The following is a 19,991-nucleotide window of genomic DNA, read 5'->3' on the forward strand; positions in this document are numbered from 1 at the left end:
CGGGTCGCCGGCGGCACTCAGTGCCCGCCCTGCTCCTGCAGCCGCTTGAACGCCTCATCGGCGAGAGTCTCGGCCTTGGCCCGGCCGTCCCAGCCGTCGACCTTGACCCACTTGCCGGGCTCGAGGTCCTTGTAGTGCTCGAAGAAGTGCTCGATGGCCTTGCGCTCGAACTCCGGGATGTCGTTGACGTCCTGGATGTGATCCCAGCGCTTGTCACCGGCCGGCACCGCGACGACCTTCTCGTCGCCGCCGGCCTCGTCGCTCATCAGCAGCACGCCGACCGGGCGGGCCTCGACGATCACGCCGGGGAACACCGACTCGGGCAGCAGCACCAGGCAGTCCAGCGGGTCGCCATCGGAGCCCAGCGTGTTCTCGATGTAGCCGTAGTCGGCCGGGTAGACCATCGGGGTGTAGAGGTAGCGGTCCAGCCGCACCCGACCCGTCTCGTGGTCGACCTCGTACTTGTTGCGCTGCCCCTTGGGGATCTCGATGGTGACGTCGAACTCCACGTCATCTCCTTCGTCCGATGCGTATGCGTTGATGCGGTACGGCTGCTCGCCGGCGTGTGCCGCGGCCGACTCGCCGACCGGTTCGGTGGGCTGCCGACTCGCCAGCTCGTTCGGTGGAACGCCGGCGAGGTGAGGATAGTGTGGTCGATGCGCGCATGGGTGCGGCAGGGAGCGTCCGCCTCACACGGGTGAATAGGGAGACAGCTGTCACGTGGTAGGTCGAGGTAGGAAGAACATCGGTGGGCTGGCCGCTCGCCGACGCCGCAATATGTGGGTCGCGGTGCTGGTCGCAACCGTTGTCGCCGTCGTCGTGGCCACGGTCGCTCTGGTGACGGTGCGGCCGTGGACCGAGGAATTCCGGCACGGGGGTTTGACGATAGCCGCACCTCCGGCCCCCGTGAAGCCCTTTCCCCAGCTGAATCCGGCCGCGGCGAGTGCGCCCGAACCCAGCCGCCAGGGTCTGGCCGCGGCCTTGGCCCAGGTGGCGACCAGTCCGGACCTGGGCAATTTCGCCGGATCGATCTCCGATCCCGACACCCGCGCCACGCTCTGGAGCGCCGATCCGGACAAGCCGATGATCCCGGCGTCCACCCTGAAGGTCATGACCACGGCGGCGGCGCTGCTGGTGTTGCCGCCGGACCATCGGCTCACCACGCGGGTGGTGGCCGGTTCGGCGCCCGGTGAGGTGGTGCTGGTCGGCGCCGGCGATCCGACCCTGACCGCGCAGGCCGACGGTAAGGGCTACTACCCGAACGGGCCGAGGTTGTCGGATCTGGTGGCTCAGGTCCGTGCCGCGGGGCATCCGGTCGACACGGTCGTGGTCGACACCTCGCTGTATTCGGGCCCGACCTCGCCGGCCGGCTGGGATCCGGCCGATATCGCGGGCGGTTCGTGGGCGCCGATCGAACCGGTGATGATCGACGGCGGCCGTCTCGACCCGCTGGTCGAGTATTCGCCGCGTTCGGCCACGCCCGCCCTGGACGCGGGTCGCCGGCTGGCGCTGGAACTGGGCGCCGACCCGGCGAAGGTACGGCTGGGCAAGGCCGCGCCCGGCGCCGCCGAATTGGCGCACGTGGATTCCGCGCAACTGCGGGATCGCTTGCGGGACATGATGATTCACTCCGACGACGTGCTCGCCGAGACGATCGGCCGGGAGATCGCGGCGGCGACCGGTGGCGAGCAGTCGTTCACCGGTGCCGCCTCCGCCACCCTCACGGCGTTGAAGGCGGCGGGTTTCGACACCGCGGGCGTCACCCAGATCGACAACAGCGGACTGTCCACCGACGACCGGGTGCCGGCGCGACTGCTCGATCGGATCATCGCCGAATCGGCCGCCTCCGCGCAGCCGGGTGGTGCGGATCCGGGCGGCACCACACCGCCCTCGGTCGTGAACACCGGCGACGCCGCCGCGGTCGCCTCCCCGCTGGCGCCGCTGCTGGACTACCTGCCGGTCGCCGGCGGCACCGGATCGCTGGCGGTGCGGTTCGTCGACGGCGGGCCGCAACGCGCCGGTGCGGGCTGGGTGCGCGCCAAGACCGGAACTCTGTCGGTGTCGAGCGCGTTGGCTGGATATGTGTTGGATCGCGACGGCCGCGTCATGACCTTCGCGCTGATGTCGAACGACCGGCCCCCCGAGGCCAGCCGCCCGGCGTTGGACGCCGTCGCCACCACGCTTCGCAACTGTGGATGCTCCTGACGGGTGGAAATGCGATGACCGGATCCGGTGACCCCGCCGATGGCCGTACCGCCGACGATGCCGTGGTCGCCGGTCGCGAAGCCACGGACGTGGCGAAGAACGCGTCCGCGAAGCGCTCGGTGCTGGCCGGCTCGGTCGATTGGCAGCTGGCCGCACGGGCCGGCAGCGCCGTCGTGCCGTCCGGTCCGCGCACCACGCGGTATTCCGCCGAACAGGTCGTCGAGGAACTGTCCGAGGCATCCGTGCGGGCCGAGGGCCCGGTGCGCGAGGTGAGTCTGCTCCTCGACGACCAGCCCGTCCCGCAGGCCACGATCGTCGATCGCCGCGGCTGGATCCGCGCGGCCGCCGAATCCATGTCCGAACTCACCGGATCCGCCGACGACGATCGTGGCCGCTTCGCCGGGAAACCGGCCGGCGTCCAGGCCGGGGCGATGCTGGCCTTCCTGTCCACCGCGATCCTCGGCCAATACGATCCGTTCAGCGGGCCGGACGGCACCTTGCTGCTGGTCGCGCCCAACATCATGGCCGTGGAGCGCGCACTCGGCGTCTCGCCCAGCGATTTCCGGTTGTGGGTGTGCCTGCACGAGGTGACGCACCGGGTGCAGTTCTCCTCGGCGCCCTGGCTGGCCGACTATATGAAGCAGAACGTCGACACCCTCGGCGCTGTCGGCGACGAATCGGTGAACGAGGTACTCACCCGGCTGCTGGAGGAGATGCGTCGCCGGCGCGACAACGGGGTGAGCGACGATCCCGCCGATCGCGGCATCCTCGGCCTGCTGCGCGCCACCCAGCCGCCGCCGCAGCGCGACGCGCTGGACCGGTTGCTGATGCTCGGCACGCTGCTGGAGGGCCACGCCGACCATGTGATGGACGCCGTCGGCCCGGCCGTGATCCCGACCGTCGCGCAGATCCGCGAGGCCTTCGATCAACGTCGCCGGCGCCCGGCCAATCCGATCCAGCGTCTGTTGCGCGCCCTGCTCGGGGTCGACGCGAAGGTCGCGCAGTACGTGCGCGGCAAGGCGTTCGTCGACGAGGTCGTCGGCAAGGTCGGCATGCAGCGGTTCAACACCGTGTGGACCGACGCCGACACCCTGCCCCGGCCCGACGAGATCAGCACCCCGCAACGATGGATCGACCGAGTCCTGGGGTGAACCCGGCGGATCTGCCCGCGGAGGCGCCGGGAACGGGTCCGGTGTCGGCGGCGGAGATCCGATCGCCCGACGATGCGGAGTCGCCCTCGGCGCCCGGGCCGGTCCGGGCGGGCACACAGGAGGCGCGGGCGGCGGACAGGGCGCGATTGCCCGAGACCCGAGCCGTCTTGGTCATGCGGCACGCCGTACGGGAGTGGCTCGCGCGCTATGCGCCGGCCGGGGTGGTCGCCGTCGCGCTCTCGGGCGGGGCGGATTCGCTGGCGCTCACGGCCGCGGCGGTGGCCGAGGCCGCAGCGGTCGACGCGCTCATCGTGGATCACGGCTTGCAGGAAGGCTCGGCGGCCGTCGCGGAGGAGGCCGGCGAGGTTGCCCGCCGGCTGGGATGCCGGTCGGTCCGGGTGTGCCGCGTGTCGGTGACCGGGCCGGGTGGGCCGGAGGCGGCGGCGCGGCAGGCGCGTTATGCGGCACTGGACGAACTGCGCGACGGCCTGCCGGTGCTGGTCGGGCACACCCTCGACGATCAGGCCGAAACCGTGCTGCTGGGATTGGCGCGCGGTTCGGGCCAGCGCTCGATCCAGGGCATGGCCGGCTACGACGAGCCCTGGGGCAGGCCGCTGCTGGGCGTGCGGCGCGCGGTCACCCGGGAGATGTGCCGGGATCTGGGTCTCGACCCACACGAGGATCCGCACAACGCCGCCCCGGAATTCGCCCGCGTCCGGTTGCGGACCGAGGTGCTGCCGCTGCTGGAGGAGGTCCTCGGCGGGGGTGTGGCACCGGCGCTGGCTCGCACGGCCGCGCAACTGCGCGAGGACGGCGAGGCGCTCGACGCGATTGCCGATCGATTGCTGATCGATGCGCGTGATGGTTCGTCGCTGTCGGTCGAGACACTCGCCACGGTTCCGCCCGCGATCCGTCGGCGTGTCATTCGGGCCTGGCTCCTCGGTGGCGGCGCAAAGGCCTTGACGGACAAGCATTTACGCGCGGTGGAGTCCCTGATCACCGATTGGCACGGGCAGGGCGGCGTGGCGGTCGGCGGAGGAATGCCGGGGATCAGGTTGGTTGCCAGGCGCGAACGTGGCAGGCTGACGTTGGCGTTCGCACGATAACGACCCGAAGGGAACCCAGCACACGTGTACGGGGACGACATAGCGTCGGTGCTGATCACCGAGGAGCAGATCCGAGCCAAGGTCGACGAGCTGGCCGAACTCATCGCGAAGCGATATCCCCCGGACGCGCCCGAGGGTGATCTGCTGCTGGTCGGCGTGCTCAAGGGTGCGATCTTCTTCATGACCGAGCTGGCGCAGGCGCTGCCCATCCCGACGCAGATGGAGTTCATGGCCGTCTCGTCCTATGGGTCGTCCACCTCGTCGTCGGGCGTGGTCCGGATTCTGAAGGATCTGGACAAGGACATCGCCGGGCGCAACGTGCTGATCGTCGAGGACATCATCGACTCCGGTCTCACGCTGTCGTGGCTGATGCGCAACCTCTCCAGCCGCAACCCCGCCTCGCTGGAGGTGGTGACGCTGTTGCGCAAGCCCGATGCGCTGCGCACCCACATCGAGGTCGCGCACGTCGGTTTCGACATTCCGAACGAATTCGTGGTCGGCTACGGACTGGACTACGCCGAGCGTTACCGCGATCTGCCGTACATCGGCACCCTGAACCCGCGGGTCTACAGCGCCTGAACTGGGCACATGACCGAATTGGTGACCGAATTCCGCCGGAGTGTGGCGAAAATCACCGTTTGACGATGTTCCCTGCGCAATCGCTATCGATGGAAGTTGCTGATCGGCCGCGATGGCAGGCCGTACCGGCGGCGGAACTCTCCGCGCCGCGCTGAAGGTGACATCACCGCTGGTCGACGCATGCGGAGATGGTGTCTCATCGGCTTCTCGCGACGGCTGTCGCGTTCGCTGAGAATTGTCCGAGGCGATTGTGCTGGAGTTATGGCGGAGCCCTATGCTGTCGGTAACAAACCGTTTGGCTGTTTATGACCCTCTATTCAGACTTGAAGGTCTAAAGCGGCTGGATTTCCCTGACCGATTCTGATAGCAAGGTGCTATGGACCCGCATTTGCGCGACCTGCGGTACTTCGTCGCCGTCGCTGAGGAACTGCACTTCACCAATGCCGCGCAGCGGCTGCACATCGCTCAACCCACCCTCTCGCGGCAGATCCGCCAGCTCGAGCGTCAGCTCGACGTGGTCCTGTTCGATCGCAACCAGCGCAGCGTCGCGCTGACCGTCGCCGGTAAAGAACTGCTCGAGGGCGCCCGCCGCATCCTGGAGCTGTGGGAGGTCACCAACGTGGCCCTCCAGGAAGCCGGTGAGGTGTTGCGGGTCGGTATCCAGAGCTCGATCGGACGCGGTCTGATCGCCGAACTGGAAAGCGCCAGCGGACATCGGCTGGCCCTGCATTCGGCATCGTGGACCGATCCCTCCAGCGGCCTCGCGGGCCGGCAGGCCGATCTGGCGTTGATGTGGTTGCCGGTGCCCGATTCCGGGCGCTACCGCTGGCAGGTGCTGCGCACCGAGGCGAGGTGGGTGCTGCTCCCCGAGAACCACCGGCTGGCCGATCACGAGGCCATCGAATTCGCCGACCTGATCGACGAGCCGTTCATCGCGATGCCCGCCGAAGCCGGTGCGGCACGCGACTTCTGGCTCGGCGGCGACGCCCGCGGCGGGCGGCAGGCCAAGATCGGTGGCGAGGCCGCCACCGCCGAGGAACGGCTCGAGGCCGTCAGCCTCGGACTCGGCGTCTGTCTGCTGGCCGAGAACAATGTGCCGATGTATCGGTGGCCCGGACTCACCGCCCGCCCGGTCGCCGGCCTCGCGCCGTGTGAACTCGCCATGGTGTGGCGCGCGGACGACGACCGGCCGACCATTCTCGATTTCGCCAATCGCGTTGTGGCCGGAGGCTTTTCCGTCGTCGAAGACGAGCGGTGAGCGCTGGCGAAGACGAGCGGTGAGCGCTCAGGCGGTGCGCTGCCAGGGCTGAGCCGTCTCCAACTGCGCGGCCAGGCGTAGCAGCGTCGATTCACTGCCGGGCGGCCCGGCCAGCTGTGCGGCCACCGGCGTCCCGGTGCGCGGGTGCAGCCCCATCGGGACGCTCACCGCGGGCCAGCCGACCAGATTCCACAGCGGCGTGAACGGCGAGAAGCGCACGTTGGCAACGACATTGGCCAGCCAGCCCCGGGCGTGCCAATTGCGCGCCGCGAGGGCCGGCGTGGCCAGCGTCGGCGTGATCACCACATCGTGCTGCTCGAAGAAGTCGAGCAATCGCGCCTCGATCCGGTCGACCTGATTCGGCCGGACCAGACCGGCCTTCAGCACCGCCCGGCCCAGCGCGATATGCACGCGGCTACGGCGTTGCAGCAGTTCCGGATTCGCGACCGCACCCGCCTCGCGCGCGGCATTGGCCAGCCAGCGCCACGCCAGCGCGGTGGTCGCGCCCTGATACGGCAGTGCGGCGGGCGCGACGCCGTGACCGGCCTCCTCGGCGAGCCGGGCGGCGGTCTGCGCCGCCGCGGCCCAGTGCCTGTCCACCCGCACCAGCGGGGACGGCGATCCGGGCGCGATCGCGATGCGCAGCGGCGTCGGCGGTTCCAGATCGGCGAGGGCGGGCCGGTCGGCCAGCACCGACAGCATGAGTGCCGCATCGGCGACCGTGGTCGCGAGCACCCCGTTCTCGGTCATCCCGCTCCAGGAGTCGACTCCCACCTGGGCCGGGACCACGCCGCGTCCCGGCTTGATGCCGAAGACGCCGCAGCATGCGGCGGGTATGCGCACCGACCCGAGTCCGTCGTTACCGTGGGCCACCGGCACGAGCCCGGCGCCGACCGCGGCACCCGATCCACCCGAGGATCCACCGGCGCTGTAGCGAATATTCCACGGGGAACGAGCGATTCGCTCGGGCGTGTCGGAGGTGCCCCACAGCGCACCCTCCGGCATCTCCGTCAGGCCGACCACGATCGCGCCCGCGGCCCGCAGCCGCCGCACCACCGGGTGATCCGTGGCGGCCGGGACGCCCGATCCCGCGCGCGAACCCGCGTCGGTGATCTCACCGGCCACATCGATGTTGTTCTTCACCGCGACGGGGACGCCCGCCAACGGGAGGATGTCGAGGTCGGCGCGGTCGGCCAGGGCGCGGCTCTCGGCCCGTGCCCGCTCCGCGCGGACGGTGTGGAAGGCGCCCACCCGTGTATCGCCCCCGGCGATGCGATCCAGCGCGGCGTCGACGACCTGCCCGGCCGTGACCAGACCGTCGCGCACCGCGGCGGCGATCGCGACGGCGGTCGTCAACTTCGCTGGGTTGGGGGCGTTCTCGGCGCCGCCGCCGGGGAGCGGCTCACCGCTCGCGGGCTCCGGGCCGGCCGTCGACGAGGGCGAATCGTGGTGCCGAGTTCGCGTGGACTTCCTCGTGTCCGCAGGGCCTTCGGTAGCCGCGGAGTCATCGGTGCCGGGCCGGTCGGTGGCCGAGGTCGCTGCCGGTTCCGCGGCGGGCGGTTGCGGCCGGTCACCCGGTGTGGTCGTCGACTCCGAATCTGCGCTGGAATCCTGGTGCGGTCCGGCGTTTTCCGCCGGTGTCCCGGAGGCCGGATCCACTGGTCCGGAGCCGGTGGGTTCGTCTGCGTCCACTGCTACCTCCCGGGTGGCGCGCGAGACGGCGTTCGATGTCGCGTCGGCTAGTGCGGTGCCCTCGTTGTGCATATGTCAAAGCCCCCGTCGCGTTGTGGTCGATATGGGCTGTTTTCGATGTTGTCGCGCAAGTTATCACTTTCGGCGACGCACACCGTTGATGATCACGGGGCGTGGCGGATGGTGCCGCGAAACCACGACCGCGATGCCCGAATGCACGGTGGCCGCGGCACCCACTGGACACCGCGGCCGGACAACACGTTTCGCTCCGCGCTATTCGGTGCCGCTGCGGACCCGCTCCTCGTAGGCCTTGCGGGCGGCCGAATCGACATCGCCGAGGAAGGTCTGCTGCGCGCCCAGGGCACGCCCGATCGCATCGCCCACCGACTCCGGCAGCAGTCCGACCACCTGCGAGATGGCGCCGGCGACCTTGGTCACCCGGACCTTCGACTTCGGCGTCACCAGGAGTTTCGCGATGGCCTCGGCGATCTCCTCCGGCTCGGCCGGGCGCATCAGCTTCGGCGCCGAAACACCCGATCCCAGTTCGGTATTCGTCAGCGTCGGCAGCACCGAGGAGAACGACACGCCCGTATCGCGATACTCCTCCCGCAGCGTGTCGGTGAAGCCCAGGACCGCGTGTTTGGTGGCGTTGTAGGTCGCCAGACCCGGGATGTGGGTCTCACCGGCGAGGGAGGCGATGTTGATGATGTGGCCGCTTCGCCGCGGCAACATCCGGGCCAGCGCCAGTTTCGAGCCCAGGATGACGCCGTAGACATTGATATCGATGATGCGGCGGGTCAACGCATCCGGTTCGTCGACCACCTTGCCGGTCGGCATGATGCCGGCGTTGTTGATCAGCACATCGACAGGACCCAGCGCCCGTTCCACCTCGTCGAGGAAACTGCTGAACGACTGCTGGTCGGTGACGTCCACCCGGCCGTAGTGATCGAAATCGTGGTCGGTGCCGGACTGTTTGACGGCCGTCTCGTCCACATCGCCGATGGCGATCTTCGCGCCGAGTTGCTGCAGCCGCGTCGCGGTCGCCAGGCCGATACCGCGGGCGCCGCCCGTGATGACGACGACCTTGCCGTTGATCTTGCCGAAGTCGGTCACTTCTTCCCTCCGACCGTGTCGAGCACGTCCTTGATGCCCAGCCGGCGCATACCGCGCGCACCCGCGGCGCGCATCGCGGCCAGCGCGAAACCGAGTTTGGTGGTGTTGTACGGGAACCACATGAGTTCTTTTTCCTGCGTGGGCAGGATCGGCACGGTGATGGCCTGTTTGCGGCAGTACTTGCGCACGCCGTCGGCTCCGCCCCAGCGCGCGCCCACACCGGACTGCTGCCAGCCGCCCATGGGCAGCGCGAAGCTGAACATGTTGGCGAAGACGTCGTTGATGTTCACCGCGCCCGCATTCAGTTGGCGCGCAACACGTTCCCCGCGAGCCTTGTCGCCGGTCCACACCGACGCGGACAGGCCGTAGATCGAATCGTTGGCCAGCCGAACGGCTTCGGCCTCGTCGGCGACCTTCATCACCGGGATGGTCGGGCCGAAGGTCTCCTCGGTCATACAGCTCATCGAGTGGTCGACGTCGGCCAGCACGGTGGGCTGGTAGAAGGTGCCCACACCGGTTGCCTTGCCGCCGGTCACCGCCCGTGCGCCCTTGGCGATCGCATCCTCGACGTGGTCGGAGACGATCGATTTCTGCGCGTCGTTGGCCAGCGCGCCGACATCGTATTTCGGCTCCCGCCCGTCGGCGCCCTGCCGCAGTTCGCGCACGTGCGCGGCCAGCTTCTCGACGAAGGTGTCGTAGACCGGCGCCTCGACATAGACCCGCTCGACCGAGATGCACACCTGCCCGGCGTTGAACAGACCGCCGAAGGCGATGCCGTAGGCGGCGCGGTCGATATCGGCGTCGGCCAGCACGATCGCCGGATCCTTGCCGCCGAGTTCCAAGCTGTAGGGGATGAGCCGCTCCACGCAGGCCGCGGCGATCCGCTTACCGGTCTTGGTCGAACCCGTGAACTGCACGTAGTCGACGTTGTCGACGACCGCCGCACCCGTCTCGCCGGCGCCGGTCACCACGGCCAGCACCGGCGGCGCACCGATTTCGGCCCAGCCGCGCGCCAATTCCAGCGCGGACAGCGGGGTCACCTCGGACGGCTTGAGAACGACCGCGGCACCGGCGGCCAGCGCCGGAATCACATCGATCACCGGCATCGCCAGCGGGAAATTCCACGGCGTGATCACGCCGACCACGGGATAGGGCCGGTAGGCGGTGGTCAGCTTCTTGACCCGGGCCAGCGGGCTGTGCGGGGAGGGATGTTCGTCGGAGAGGAACTTGCCGGCGCGCCGGGCGTAATAGCCGGTGAGGTCGACCGAGAAGCTCGGATCGATCAGCGCGTCGACGCGGGCCTTGCCGGTTTCGGACTGCAGCACATCGGCGAGATGATCGGTGTGATCGATGATCCAGTCCTGCAGCTTCAGCAGCCACTCCTTGCGGCCCTCCGGCCCGATGGCTTCCCATTCGGGCTGGTAGAGCCGCAGTTCGCGCACCTTGGCGGCCACCGCGTCGGCCGATTCGGCGGGGACGGTGCCCACCAGCTCGCCGGTCGCGGGGTTGCGCACCTCGATGTCGGTGACCACCGCGGTCGCCTGCCGCGCGGGTGCGCGATCCTTCTGCGCGGTTGCCGCCGGGGCCGATTTCGTCGCCGCCGGCGTGCTCGACTTCGCGGCCGGGGCGGACTTGGCCGCCTTCGCGGGTGTCTTCTTGGCCGCGGTCCGGCCCGCGGTCTTCCGGGCGGCCGGCTTGCTTGCGCCGGTCGATGTCCCGGCCGTGGATTCGCCGGGTGACGGTTCGGTATTCGGCACGATGCTGTCTCTCCCCACGTGCGCTGCGCTGCGAACGGTTGACATTGTGAATCACTTCACTGATCTATGATCGTGTCACAACGATTCCCGCGCTGCTTGGTCTTTGCGGTCAAGGACTCAGCCGGAATTTGGCGCCAGAGCACAAAAATCTCGCGGCCACCGGCGGGCTGCGACACGAGATCGGGTGAACGAGGGGGATCGGTGATGGCGACAGCCCCGTCCGATGTAGCGGTCCGGCAGTGGATGGCCGATTTCGTCGCCGAGACACTGCGCGGCGAGACCCTCGAACAGATGGTGGCCCGGCTCGACGCGCAGATCATCGGCCGCGTGCCGGAACTGACCGATCGCGATCTGCGCCGCGATCTGGAATCCAGCACCCGGGCGCACGCCTTGGCCGTCCTCAGCGGTCTCACCCAGGACGCGATGGAATACGCGGTCCCCGAACAGGCGCACGCCTTCGCCCGCACGCTGGCCCGCCGCGGCTACGACCTGCGGCTGCTGCTGCGCGTCTACCACGCCGGCCAGGAGGCCGCGATCGACTACATGACCGAGGTGATCGACGAGCGCCGGCTGCCCGAGCAGTTCGAACGCTCGGCGCTGATCCGGCTGTTCGAACGCTCCACCCGCTGGGTGAACACCTCCGTCGAGGCGCTGACCGACACCTATATGCAGGAGCGGGAGCGCGGCCTGCGCGCGGCGCTCAACCAGCGCACCGAGATCGTGCGGACCCTGCTGTCGGGCGAGGACGTCGACGCGGACTACGCCTCGGCGCGACTGGGCTTCCGTCTCGCGCAACGCCAGGTCGCGATCGTGCTGTGGACCGATTCCGCCGCGCGCGGTGCCGGTGCGCTCCTGTCCGCCGCGGCGGACGGGTTCGCCCGTGCCGGGTTCGACCTCCCCGGCACGGGCGACGGCCCGCGGGAAGGCCCGGACGCCGTGACCGGAACGGGCGACGGTATCGCCGGAAGCGACCGTGTTGTGGGGGACCGCGGCGTCGTGGGGGACCGCGGCGCGGACGACCGGCTGACGGCCGGCAGTGACGAACTCGGACGGCTGGAACGAACGGCGACGCGGCTGGCCACCGCGCTCGGCGGGGTCGGCGTCCTGACCGTCCCGGCGGGATCGGCGGCGCTGTGGGCGTGGCTCGCGGCCGACGCCGAGGCGGTCGCCGCGGTCGCCGCCGATATCGTCGCCGCGCCGATGCGCCTCACGCTGGGCTCGTCCGCGACGGGTGTGGCCGGATTCCGGCAGAGCCATCGCGATGCGATCGCGGCGCGGCAGGTGGCCGAGCGGGCGGCCGTAGATCTCGGCCGGGTGCTGCCGTACGCGCGGGTCGAACCCGCCTATCTGGCCGGTGCGGACGTCGCGGCGATGCGCGCGCTGATCCGGCGGGAACTCGGACCGCTGGCCGCTCCGGATGCGAATTCGGCGCGGCTGCGCGAGACGTTGCTCGCCTACTTGAGCTGTCACCGCAGCCCGGAGGGCGCGGCGGCGCGCCTGGGCGTGCACAAGAACACGGTCCGCTACCGCATTCAGCGCATCGAGGAGACGCTCGGGCGTCGCATCGAGGAATGCGGCCTGCGGCTCGAGCTGGCGCTGGAATGCGTGGCGGTCTACGGGGTGTGAACGCTCAGACGCGGTCGCCGGTCGCGCGCAGCGGGGGTTCCGCCGCCGCGGTGACCGGATGATCGGGCAGTTCGGCCAGCAGTGTCGTCGTCGCCGCGGCCACCGCGGCCACCGCCTTGTCGAAGGCCGGTTTCGTGACATACGACAGACCGGTCAGGCCACCCACCTTCCGCACGTATTCCTGTGCGGCAGCGAAGATTTCCTGGTCGGTGGCGCGGGGTTCGAGCCCGCGCAGCACGGTGATGTTGCTACCCATGGCGCCGAGAGTAGCCCTAGGCAGGGGCTTACGGCGCCCGATGAAACGGCAAATGTGAAAAATGTGTGTATCGGACTGTGGCGGTATGTCCAGAAGCGCCGGAATCCGCCCTTCGAGGTCACAGTCGACACGGCATCGGGAGATAACCGAACCCCCGGATGGCGGATGCGACACAATCGGATCATGGCTGCCCGCGACATGCCGACCCTGACCACATTCCCCTATCCGGAACTGGACGAGCGCGAGGACGACCACTGGTCCGGCGCCCAGGTTTCCGACGACGAATTGCGCGCGCTGTCCCTGGGGGCGTTCTACTCCGCCCGCTGGGACGCTTTCCACGATGCGCTGCTGCTCGGTCCCGAACGAGAACATCCGCTCGGCGACCGCCGCGAACTGGCCATCGACACGCTGACCGGGGCCTGGGGGATCACCGACGGGACCGAGGCGATGGCGTCGATGGAACAGCTGCTCGACGGGATGCACGCACCGCTGTACGCGCTGGTCCATCCGCTGGTGAACGCGGCCCTCAATTCGCCCGAACGGGACCGCTTCGGTGAGCGCGCCGATCGGCATCGCGCCTTCCTGCGGCAGGTCGGGGCGTTTCGGGGAATGGACAACCCGGAGGCGCTGGTCCGCGACTACGACATCTGGTCCCAGGCGATCAAACTCGATCTGACCGGCCATCTGGTGCAGCCGCTGCCCGCCGATATCCAGGCCTGGGATCTCGCCCGGGTGGTCGCGGTGGCGCGGATGGCCTTCACCGCCGGCTACCTCGAGGCCGATACGGCCTGGGATTACGTGATGCGCGCGCTGCCGCCGGCGCAGAAGCGCTACCGCAATTGGCGGCAGTTCGGCGACGCCTATCTCACCGGCTGGACCTATTGGCAGGCCTGTGAGGACATGGCCGTGCTCAAGTCCGGCGGCACCGATCGGCGGCTCGAACTCGTCCGACTATGGATGCGGCCGACCAGTCCGTGGCGGCGCATCGCACTCCAAGGCGAGTAGCGCCTCAGTCGGGGAGCGAGCGCAGGATCCCGCGGCCGTAACGCTGGAACTGCGCATCGTCGACCATCGCCAGCGAATGCCGCTCGACCAGTAGTTCCCACTCCGAATACAGCTGTGCCACGCCCGGATCCGGCGGCGCCACGGCGCCGTCGGCGGACTCGCGCTGAATCGCGAAGTTCACCGCACCGACGATCCGATCGGTATCGGCCCGGTCGGTCCCCAGAAAGCTCAGCGTCGTATTGCCGTCGGTGAGGTCGATGCCGTAGTCGCCACCCGGTTCGTCGCCCGAACCCTTGCCGACCTCGGCCGAGATCAGCGCCGAGACCGGCATCTCGTGCGCATAGCGCGGGGTGGAACCGATCGAGAGCAGCAGCACCCGCCCGGTGGTGACGGCCAGCAGCCCGCGCCCGCGTCCGGCCGGCGGGACCGCGGTGACCATCGCCGTCTCCAGCATGAATTCGTCGGGTGTGACCATCGTGTGCAGCGCGCCGGCGGCCGAGCGGGTCTCCCGCCGCGGCGCCATCCGCCGGATCGCGCGGTCGACGTCGGCCCGGGTCGGTCCGCTCTTACCCCAGACCGGTGCGGGTGGCACCAGATCGGGCGCCGACATATCGATGCGCTGGGTGGCCAGGATCTGCGAGTTGATCCGTTCCACGATCACGGTCGCGGCCGGCACGTCGTGTTCGGCGATCAGCACCGGGAGCGGGGTGCGGTCGGCCGGGACGCCGGTGAGGACCGGACTCGGATAACGCAGGTAGATCTCGATCACGACGGCGTCGTCGGCGCGCCGGTTCAGCCGGACCTTCAGCAGGTCCGACACCGGAACGTCGAGCACCCGCTCGCCATCGGTGCCCGGCCGCAGAACCTGGAGTCGCCCGCCGCCGTGGCGCAGTATCGCTGTGGGTGTCCGTAGCTCGACTATGTCCATACCCCCTGCGTTCGTCCTGTGTTGTCGCTCACAATAGGTCGTGCATGCCATGATTGGGACCACTTGGACGGACACCGCGAGGTGATCGCCCGATAGATCGGGAACCACCAGCGTTCTCCGACCGTTTACCTGTTGAACTGCATCAGCTGCCGAACTGCGCGATGTATCGAGTAGACCGTACGCGGTAACGTGGCTTGTCCGCATCCGTTCTGCCCGACCCGGTCGGTGCCGGTATGGATACGGCCCCGCCCGACGCATAGTAGGCATACACCGGAAACACCGGAAAGGACTGGCCCGCCGGCCGACGCTCTATGAACCGCAAGACAGTGTTTCGCAACCTGGCCATAGTCGCGGGCATCCTGCTCGTGATCTATCTGGTCAGCTACTTCAGCAACGACACGCGCGGCTGGAAGAACGTCGATACCTCGGTGGCGCTCACCCAGCTTGCCGACAAGCAGAACGTCAAGCAGGTCCAGATCGATGACAAAGAACAGCAGCTGCGCATCACCCTGAAACAGGGCAACGACGCCACCGGCGGCCAGACCCAGATCATGGCCAAGTACCCCGGCGGCAGCGAGGTCTCCGCGCAGATCCTGCGCGATGTGCAGCAGTCCGGAGCGCCGTTCAACACCGCGGTCAAACAGGACAGCTGGTTCACCCAGGTGCTGCTGTTCGTCCTGCCGATGGTGATTCTGCTCGGCCTGTTCGTCTTCGTGATGGCCCGCATGCAGGGTGGTGGCCGCGGCGGCATGATGGGCTTCGGTAAATCCAAGGCCAAACAGCTGTCGAAGGATATGCCGAAGACCACGTTCGCCGATGTGGCCGGCGCCGACGAGGCCGTCGAAGAGCTGTACGAGATCAAGGACTTCCTGCAGAATCCGGCGCGCTACCAGGCGCTGGGCGCCAAGATCCCCAAGGGCGTGCTGCTCTACGGCCCTCCCGGAACCGGTAAGACGCTGCTGGCCCGCGCCGTCGCGGGTGAGGCCGGGGTGCCGTTCTTCACGATCTCCGGTTCCGACTTCGTCGAGATGTTCGTCGGTGTCGGCGCCTCGCGCGTGCGCGACCTGTTCGACCAGGCCAAGCAGAACAGCCCCTGCATCATCTTCGTCGACGAGATCGACGCGGTCGGCCGCCAGCGCGGCGCCGGCCTCGGCGGTGGTCACGACGAGCGCGAGCAGACGCTGAACCAGTTGCTGGTCGAGATGGACGGTTTCGGCGACCGCACCGGCGTCATCATCATCGCGGCCACCAACCGGCCCGACATCCTGGACCCGGCGCTGCTGCGCCCGGGCCGCTTCGACCGCCAGATCCCGGTCGGCAACCCGGACCTCGCCGGTCGGCGCGCGATTCTGCGGGTGCATTCGCAGGGCAAGCCGATCGCGCCCGATGCCGATCTGGACGGCCTCGCCAAGCGCACCGTCGGCATGTCGGGTGCGGATCTGGCCAATGTGATCAACGAGGCGGCGCTGCTCACCGCGCGTGAACACGGCAACGTCATCACCGGACCGGCTCTGGAGGAATCGGTCGACCGGGTGATCGGCGGTCCGCGTCGCAAGAGCCGGATCATCAGCGAACACGAGAAGAAGATCACCGCATACCACGAGGGCGGTCACACCCTGGCCGCGTGGGCGATGCCCGATATCGAGCCCGTCTACAAGGTCACCATCCTGGCCCGCGGTCGTACCGGCGGCCACGCCATGACCGTGCCCGAGGACGACAAGGGCCTGATGACCCGGTCGGAGATGATCGCCCGCCTGGTGATGGCGATGGGCGGCCGCGCGGCCGAGGAACTGGTCTTCCACGAGCCGACCACCGGGGCCTCGTCCGATATCGACCAGGCGACCAAGATCGCGCGTGCGATGGTCACCGAATACGGCATGAGTGCCCGGCTGGGCGCGGTGCGCTACGGGCAGGAGCAGGGCGACCCCTTCCTGGGCCGCACGATGGGCACCGGCTCGGACTACTCGCACGAGGTGGCCCGCGAGATCGACGAGGAGGTGCGCAACCTCATCGAGGCCGCGCACACCGAGGCCTGGGCGATCCTCAACGAATATCGCGACGAACTCGACGCGCTGGCCACAGCGCTGCTGGAGCGCGAGACCCTGCACCGCAAGGATCTCGAACAGGTGCTCGCCACCGTCGACAAGCGTCCGCGCATCACCGCCTTCAACGATTTCGGTGAGCGTGTGCCCTCGGATCGCCCGCCGGTGAAGACCCCGCGCGAACTCGCCGCCGAACGCGGCGAACCGTGGCCGGAGGAGGCCGAGACCCGCAAGCCGAGCCAGCCCGCGCCGCAGCCGGTGCCGGCCAACGGCTATCCGCAGGAGGGCCATCGCAACCCGGCCCCGGCTCCGACCCCCGGCTACGGCTATCCGGCCCCGCAGCCCGGTAACTACCCGCGGCCCGCGAACGGCCCGGGATATCCGCCGCGGCAGGGTACGCACGGCTCCCGCCCGGATTACGGCGCTCCCGCCGGCTGGTCGGCTCCGGGCTGGCCGCCGCAGGAGGATCCGTCCGCTGGCGGTTCGCCGCAGCAGCCGGAGTACGGCGGTGGCTACGGCGGCGGATCCCAGGGATACGGCGAGCCCCAGCGCTACGGCGGTGGTCATCGGCGGCCCGAGTGGTCCGGAGATCAGGAGGGTTCGCCGCAGAACGGCACCCAGGATCACGGCGATTGGGACGGACCGAACAGCCACCGCTGACCGGCTGCGATTAGGCTCGACGGTCGAACCGCGCTGTCGGCGCGTTGATTTACGTGATTGTGGAGGTGTCCTCGTATGTCGGCCAACAACAGCGCTCCCGCCGGGTCCGATTCGGCGTCGGGCGCGGGTGCCGCCGTGGTTGCGGAGGCACCGGCTCCGATCGCGCTGGGTACCGGTCGGACCTTCGATCAGAAGCGGGCCGAGGCCGCGGTGCGGGAACTACTGGTCGCGGTCGGGGAGGATCCCGACCGCCCCGGGCTGATCGATACTCCCGCCCGGGTCGCGCGCGCCTATCTCGAGATGTTCGCGGGCCTGTACGTGGAACCGGATTCGGTGCTGAACACCACCTTCGACGAAGGGCATCAGGAATTGGTGCTGGTGCGCGACATCCCGATGTATTCGACCTGCGAACACCACCTGGTGTCCTTCCACGGCGTCGCGCACGTCGGGTACATCCCGGGTCCGCAGGGGCGGGTCACCGGTCTGTCCAAACTGGCCCGCCTGGTCGACCTGTACGCCAAGCGGCCGCAGGTCCAGGAGCGGCTGACCAGCCAGATCGCCGACGCGGTGATGCGGAAACTGGATCCCCGCGGCGCCATCGTGGTGGTCGAGGCCGAGCATCTGTGCATGGCGATGCGCGGTATCCGCAAGCCCGGCGCCAGCACCACCACCTCCGCGGTGCGTGGCCTGCTGCAGACCAACGCCTCCTCGCGCGCCGAGGCCCTCGACCTGATCCTGCGCAAATGAGCGATCGCCCATGAGCGCAGTGATCACGCCCCGGGACGGGCGCTCGTGCGTGGTGATGGGCGTGGTGAACGTCACCAGCGACTCCTTTTCCGACGGTGGCCGCTACCTCGATCCGGCCGTCGCGGTCGCCCACGGGGTGCGGCTGTACGAGGCCGGCGCCGACATCATCGATGTGGGCGGTGAATCCACCCGCCCGGGCGCCGTGCGCATCGATCCCGACACCGAGGCCCGGCGGGTGGTCCCGGTGATTCGCGGTCTGGTGGAGGCCGGCGTGCCGACCAGCGTGGACACCATGCGGGCGAGTGTCGCGGCCGCCGCGATCGACGCCGGGGTGAGCGTCGTCAACGACGTCTCCGGTGGTCGCGCGGATGCCGAGATGGTGAAAGTCGTTGCCGCCGCGCAGATCCCGTGGATTCTGATGCACTGGCGGGCGAATGCCGACCATCGCCACATCGGCCCGGCCGACCATTACGACGACGTCGTGGGTGAGGTGCTGGCCGAACTGTCGGCGCAGGTGGATCTGGCCATGGCGGCCGGCGTGCATCCGAGCCGGCTGGTGCTGGACCCGGGCCTCGGCTTCGCCAAGAACGCCGAACACAACTGGGCACTGCTGGGCGCACTGCCGGAACTGACGGCCCAGGGGTTGCCGATTCTGGTGGGCGCCTCCCGCAAGCGTTTCCTGGGTTCGCTGCTGGCCGACGAGTCCGGACCGCGTCCGCCCGACGGGCGTGAGGTCGCCACCGCCACCATCTCGGCCCTCGCTGCCCAGCACGGCGCGTGGGGCGTACGAGTGCACGATGTGCGGTCGTCGCTCGACGCCATCGCCGTCGCGGACGCCTGGCGGCGAGCCGCCGAGATCGGGCAGCGGCGAGCCGCCGAGATCGGGCAGCGGCGAGCCGCCGGTTCACACCATCAGGGGAGCGAGTGAGTACCGATCGCATCGAGCTGCGCGGTCTGCGCGCCTACGGTCACCACGGCTGCTTCGACTTCGAGCGCCGGGAGGGCCAGGAATTCCTGGTCGACATCACCCTGTGGCTGGATTTCGCGAAGGCGGCCGCGACCGACGAGCTGTCGGCCACCGTCGACTACGGCGAGCTGGCGCAACGCGCGGTCGCGATCGTCTCCGGGCCGCCGCGCAATCTGATCGAGACCGTCGCCGCCGAGATCGCCGACGATGTGATGCGCGACGAGCGCGTCGTCGCCGCGGAGGTGGTCGTGCACAAGCCGTCGGCGCCGATTCCGCACGCCTTCGCCGATGTCCGGGTGGTGGCCACCAGGCGGCGAGACGTACCGCCGACCCCGGAGGTGGCCGGATGAGCCGTGCGGTGCTGTCGATCGGGTCGAATCTGGGGGATCGGCTCGCCCATCTCCGCAGCGTGGTGGAGGCGCTGACGCCGCAGCTGGTCGCGGTGTCGCCGGTGTACACGACCGCGCCGTGGGGTGGAGTGCCGCAGGAGGACTACCTCAATGCCGTTGTGGTGGTGGAGGATTCGGAGCTGGGTCCGCACGATTGGCTCGAACGCGGACAGCGGCTCGAGCAGCGGTCCGGGCGTGTCCGCGAGATCCGCTGGGGCGCACGGACTCTGGATGTGGACGTGATCTGGTGCGCCGAGCGCGGCGCCGCGGGACTGCGGCCGGTGACCAGTGCGGATCCGGAACTGACACTGCCGCATCCGCAGGCGCACAACCGCGCGTTCGTCCTGGTGCCGTGGGCCGAGGTCGAACCCGATGCGACGCTGGAGGTCGACGGCCGGACCCGTCGGATCCGGGACCTGCTGGCCGAACTCGATCCGGGCGAGATCGACGGCGTCCGGCTCACCGACCTGTCGCTGTCCGCGGCGCAACGATGATCGGTGGCTGGTCATG

General features: G+C 69.3%; 18 protein-coding genes. 12 read left to right on the forward strand and 6 right to left on the reverse strand.

All coding sequences use genetic code 11. The annotated features are described in order from the left end of the window. Window positions 1-17: 17 nt before the first annotated feature. Window positions 18-509: an inorganic diphosphatase gene (gene ppa, locus ON23_RS01820; RefSeq protein WP_030517366.1), complete on the reverse strand. Its 492-nt coding sequence runs from the start codon at window positions 507-509 to the stop codon at window positions 18-20. Between the two features lie 268 nt (window positions 510-777). On the opposite strand from ppa, the gene ON23_RS01825 reads away from it, so the two are divergent. From ON23_RS01825 to ON23_RS01845, 5 genes are all read left to right on the forward strand, one after another. Further along, complete coding sequence (locus ON23_RS01825) at window positions 778-2,205, forward strand: D-alanyl-D-alanine carboxypeptidase/D-alanyl-D-alanine-endopeptidase (protein ID WP_051041828.1); 1,428 nt, start codon at window positions 778-780, stop codon at window positions 2,203-2,205. 14 nt (window positions 2,206-2,219) lie between these two features. Then, entirely contained in the window at window positions 2,220-3,356 is a 1,137-nt protein-coding gene (locus ON23_RS01830) for an Rv3626c family coenzyme F420 biosynthesis-associated protein (RefSeq protein WP_083903632.1), read from the forward strand. 173 nt (window positions 3,357-3,529) lie between these two features. Then, on the forward strand, window positions 3,530-4,462 hold the full coding sequence (gene tilS, locus ON23_RS01835) for a tRNA lysidine(34) synthetase TilS (RefSeq protein ID WP_051041840.1): 933 nt from the start codon (window positions 3,530-3,532) through the stop codon (window positions 4,460-4,462). Window positions 4,463-4,486: 24 nt separating this feature from the next. Further along, a complete protein-coding gene (gene hpt / locus ON23_RS01840; protein ID WP_030517362.1) occupies window positions 4,487-5,041 on the forward strand; it encodes a hypoxanthine phosphoribosyltransferase in 555 nt (184 codons plus the stop codon). Between the two features lie 376 nt (window positions 5,042-5,417). After that, the gene (locus ON23_RS01845) at window positions 5,418-6,299 is read left to right on the forward strand and encodes a LysR family transcriptional regulator (RefSeq protein WP_039775686.1); all 882 of its coding nucleotides are present in this window, start codon (window positions 5,418-5,420) and stop codon (window positions 6,297-6,299) included. A 27-nt stretch (window positions 6,300-6,326) separates the two neighbouring features. On the opposite strand, the gene ON23_RS01850 is transcribed toward ON23_RS01845, so the two are convergent. The 3 genes from ON23_RS01850 to ON23_RS01860 all read right to left on the reverse strand — a co-directional run bounded on the left by ON23_RS01850 (window position 6,327) and on the right by ON23_RS01860 (window position 10,636). Continuing rightward, entirely contained in the window at window positions 6,327-7,655 is a 1,329-nt protein-coding gene (locus tag ON23_RS01850) for an amidase (protein ID WP_039775775.1), read from the reverse strand. A 609-nt stretch (window positions 7,656-8,264) separates the two neighbouring features. After that, entirely contained in the window at window positions 8,265-9,104 is an 840-nt protein-coding gene (locus ON23_RS01855) for an SDR family oxidoreductase (RefSeq protein ID WP_039775688.1), read from the reverse strand. Beyond that, entirely contained in the window at window positions 9,101-10,636 is a 1,536-nt protein-coding gene (locus ON23_RS01860; protein WP_039775777.1) for an aldehyde dehydrogenase family protein, read from the reverse strand. Before ON23_RS01860 ends, ON23_RS01855 begins: the two co-directional genes overlap by 4 nt. 429 nt (window positions 10,637-11,065) lie before the next feature. On the opposite strand from ON23_RS01860, the gene ON23_RS01865 reads away from it, so the two are divergent. After that, window positions 11,066-12,487, forward strand: a complete 1,422-nt coding sequence (locus ON23_RS01865; protein WP_039775690.1) for a PucR family transcriptional regulator — start codon at window positions 11,066-11,068, stop codon at window positions 12,485-12,487. Between the two features lie 4 nt (window positions 12,488-12,491). Here ON23_RS01865 and ON23_RS01870 read toward each other — a convergent pair whose 3' ends face one another. Continuing rightward, window positions 12,492-12,743: a DUF2277 domain-containing protein gene (locus ON23_RS01870; RefSeq protein ID WP_036497439.1), complete on the reverse strand. Its 252-nt coding sequence runs from the start codon at window positions 12,741-12,743 to the stop codon at window positions 12,492-12,494. A 183-nt stretch (window positions 12,744-12,926) separates the two neighbouring features. On the opposite strand from ON23_RS01870, the gene ON23_RS01875 reads away from it, so the two are divergent. Further along, window positions 12,927-13,748: a DUF1266 domain-containing protein gene (locus tag ON23_RS01875; protein ID WP_223273473.1), complete on the forward strand. Its 822-nt coding sequence runs from the start codon at window positions 12,927-12,929 to the stop codon at window positions 13,746-13,748. Window positions 13,749-13,752: 4 nt separating this feature from the next. On the opposite strand, the gene ON23_RS01880 is transcribed toward ON23_RS01875, so the two are convergent. Next, window positions 13,753-14,676, reverse strand: a complete 924-nt coding sequence (locus tag ON23_RS01880) for a hypothetical protein (RefSeq protein ID WP_039775693.1) — start codon at window positions 14,674-14,676, stop codon at window positions 13,753-13,755. A 311-nt stretch (window positions 14,677-14,987) separates the two neighbouring features. On the opposite strand from ON23_RS01880, the gene ftsH reads away from it, so the two are divergent. The 5 genes from ftsH to folK all read left to right on the forward strand — a co-directional run bounded on the left by ftsH (window position 14,988) and on the right by folK (window position 19,975). After that, on the forward strand, window positions 14,988-17,378 hold the full coding sequence (ftsH, locus tag ON23_RS01885; protein WP_039775696.1) for an ATP-dependent zinc metalloprotease FtsH: 2,391 nt from the start codon (window positions 14,988-14,990) through the stop codon (window positions 17,376-17,378). 75 nt (window positions 17,379-17,453) lie between these two features. Beyond that, complete coding sequence (folE, locus tag ON23_RS01890) at window positions 17,454-18,125, forward strand: GTP cyclohydrolase I FolE (protein WP_036497445.1); 672 nt, start codon at window positions 17,454-17,456, stop codon at window positions 18,123-18,125. Window positions 18,126-18,135: 10 nt separating this feature from the next. After that, on the forward strand, window positions 18,136-19,053 hold the full coding sequence (folP, locus tag ON23_RS01895; RefSeq protein ID WP_039775699.1) for a dihydropteroate synthase: 918 nt from the start codon (window positions 18,136-18,138) through the stop codon (window positions 19,051-19,053). Beyond that, window positions 19,050-19,442: a dihydroneopterin aldolase gene (folB, locus tag ON23_RS01900; RefSeq protein ID WP_039775700.1), complete on the forward strand. Its 393-nt coding sequence runs from the start codon at window positions 19,050-19,052 to the stop codon at window positions 19,440-19,442. The genes folP and folB overlap by 4 nt, the downstream gene beginning before the upstream one ends. Further along, complete coding sequence (gene folK / locus ON23_RS01905) at window positions 19,439-19,975, forward strand: 2-amino-4-hydroxy-6-hydroxymethyldihydropteridine diphosphokinase (protein WP_039775703.1); 537 nt, start codon at window positions 19,439-19,441, stop codon at window positions 19,973-19,975. Before folB ends, folK begins: the two co-directional genes overlap by 4 nt. Window positions 19,976-19,991 lie beyond the last annotated feature (16 nt).

The organism is Nocardia cerradoensis NBRC 101014, from assembly GCF_000308535.1.
GTDB lineage: Bacteria > Actinomycetota > Actinomycetes > Mycobacteriales > Mycobacteriaceae > Nocardia > Nocardia cerradoensis.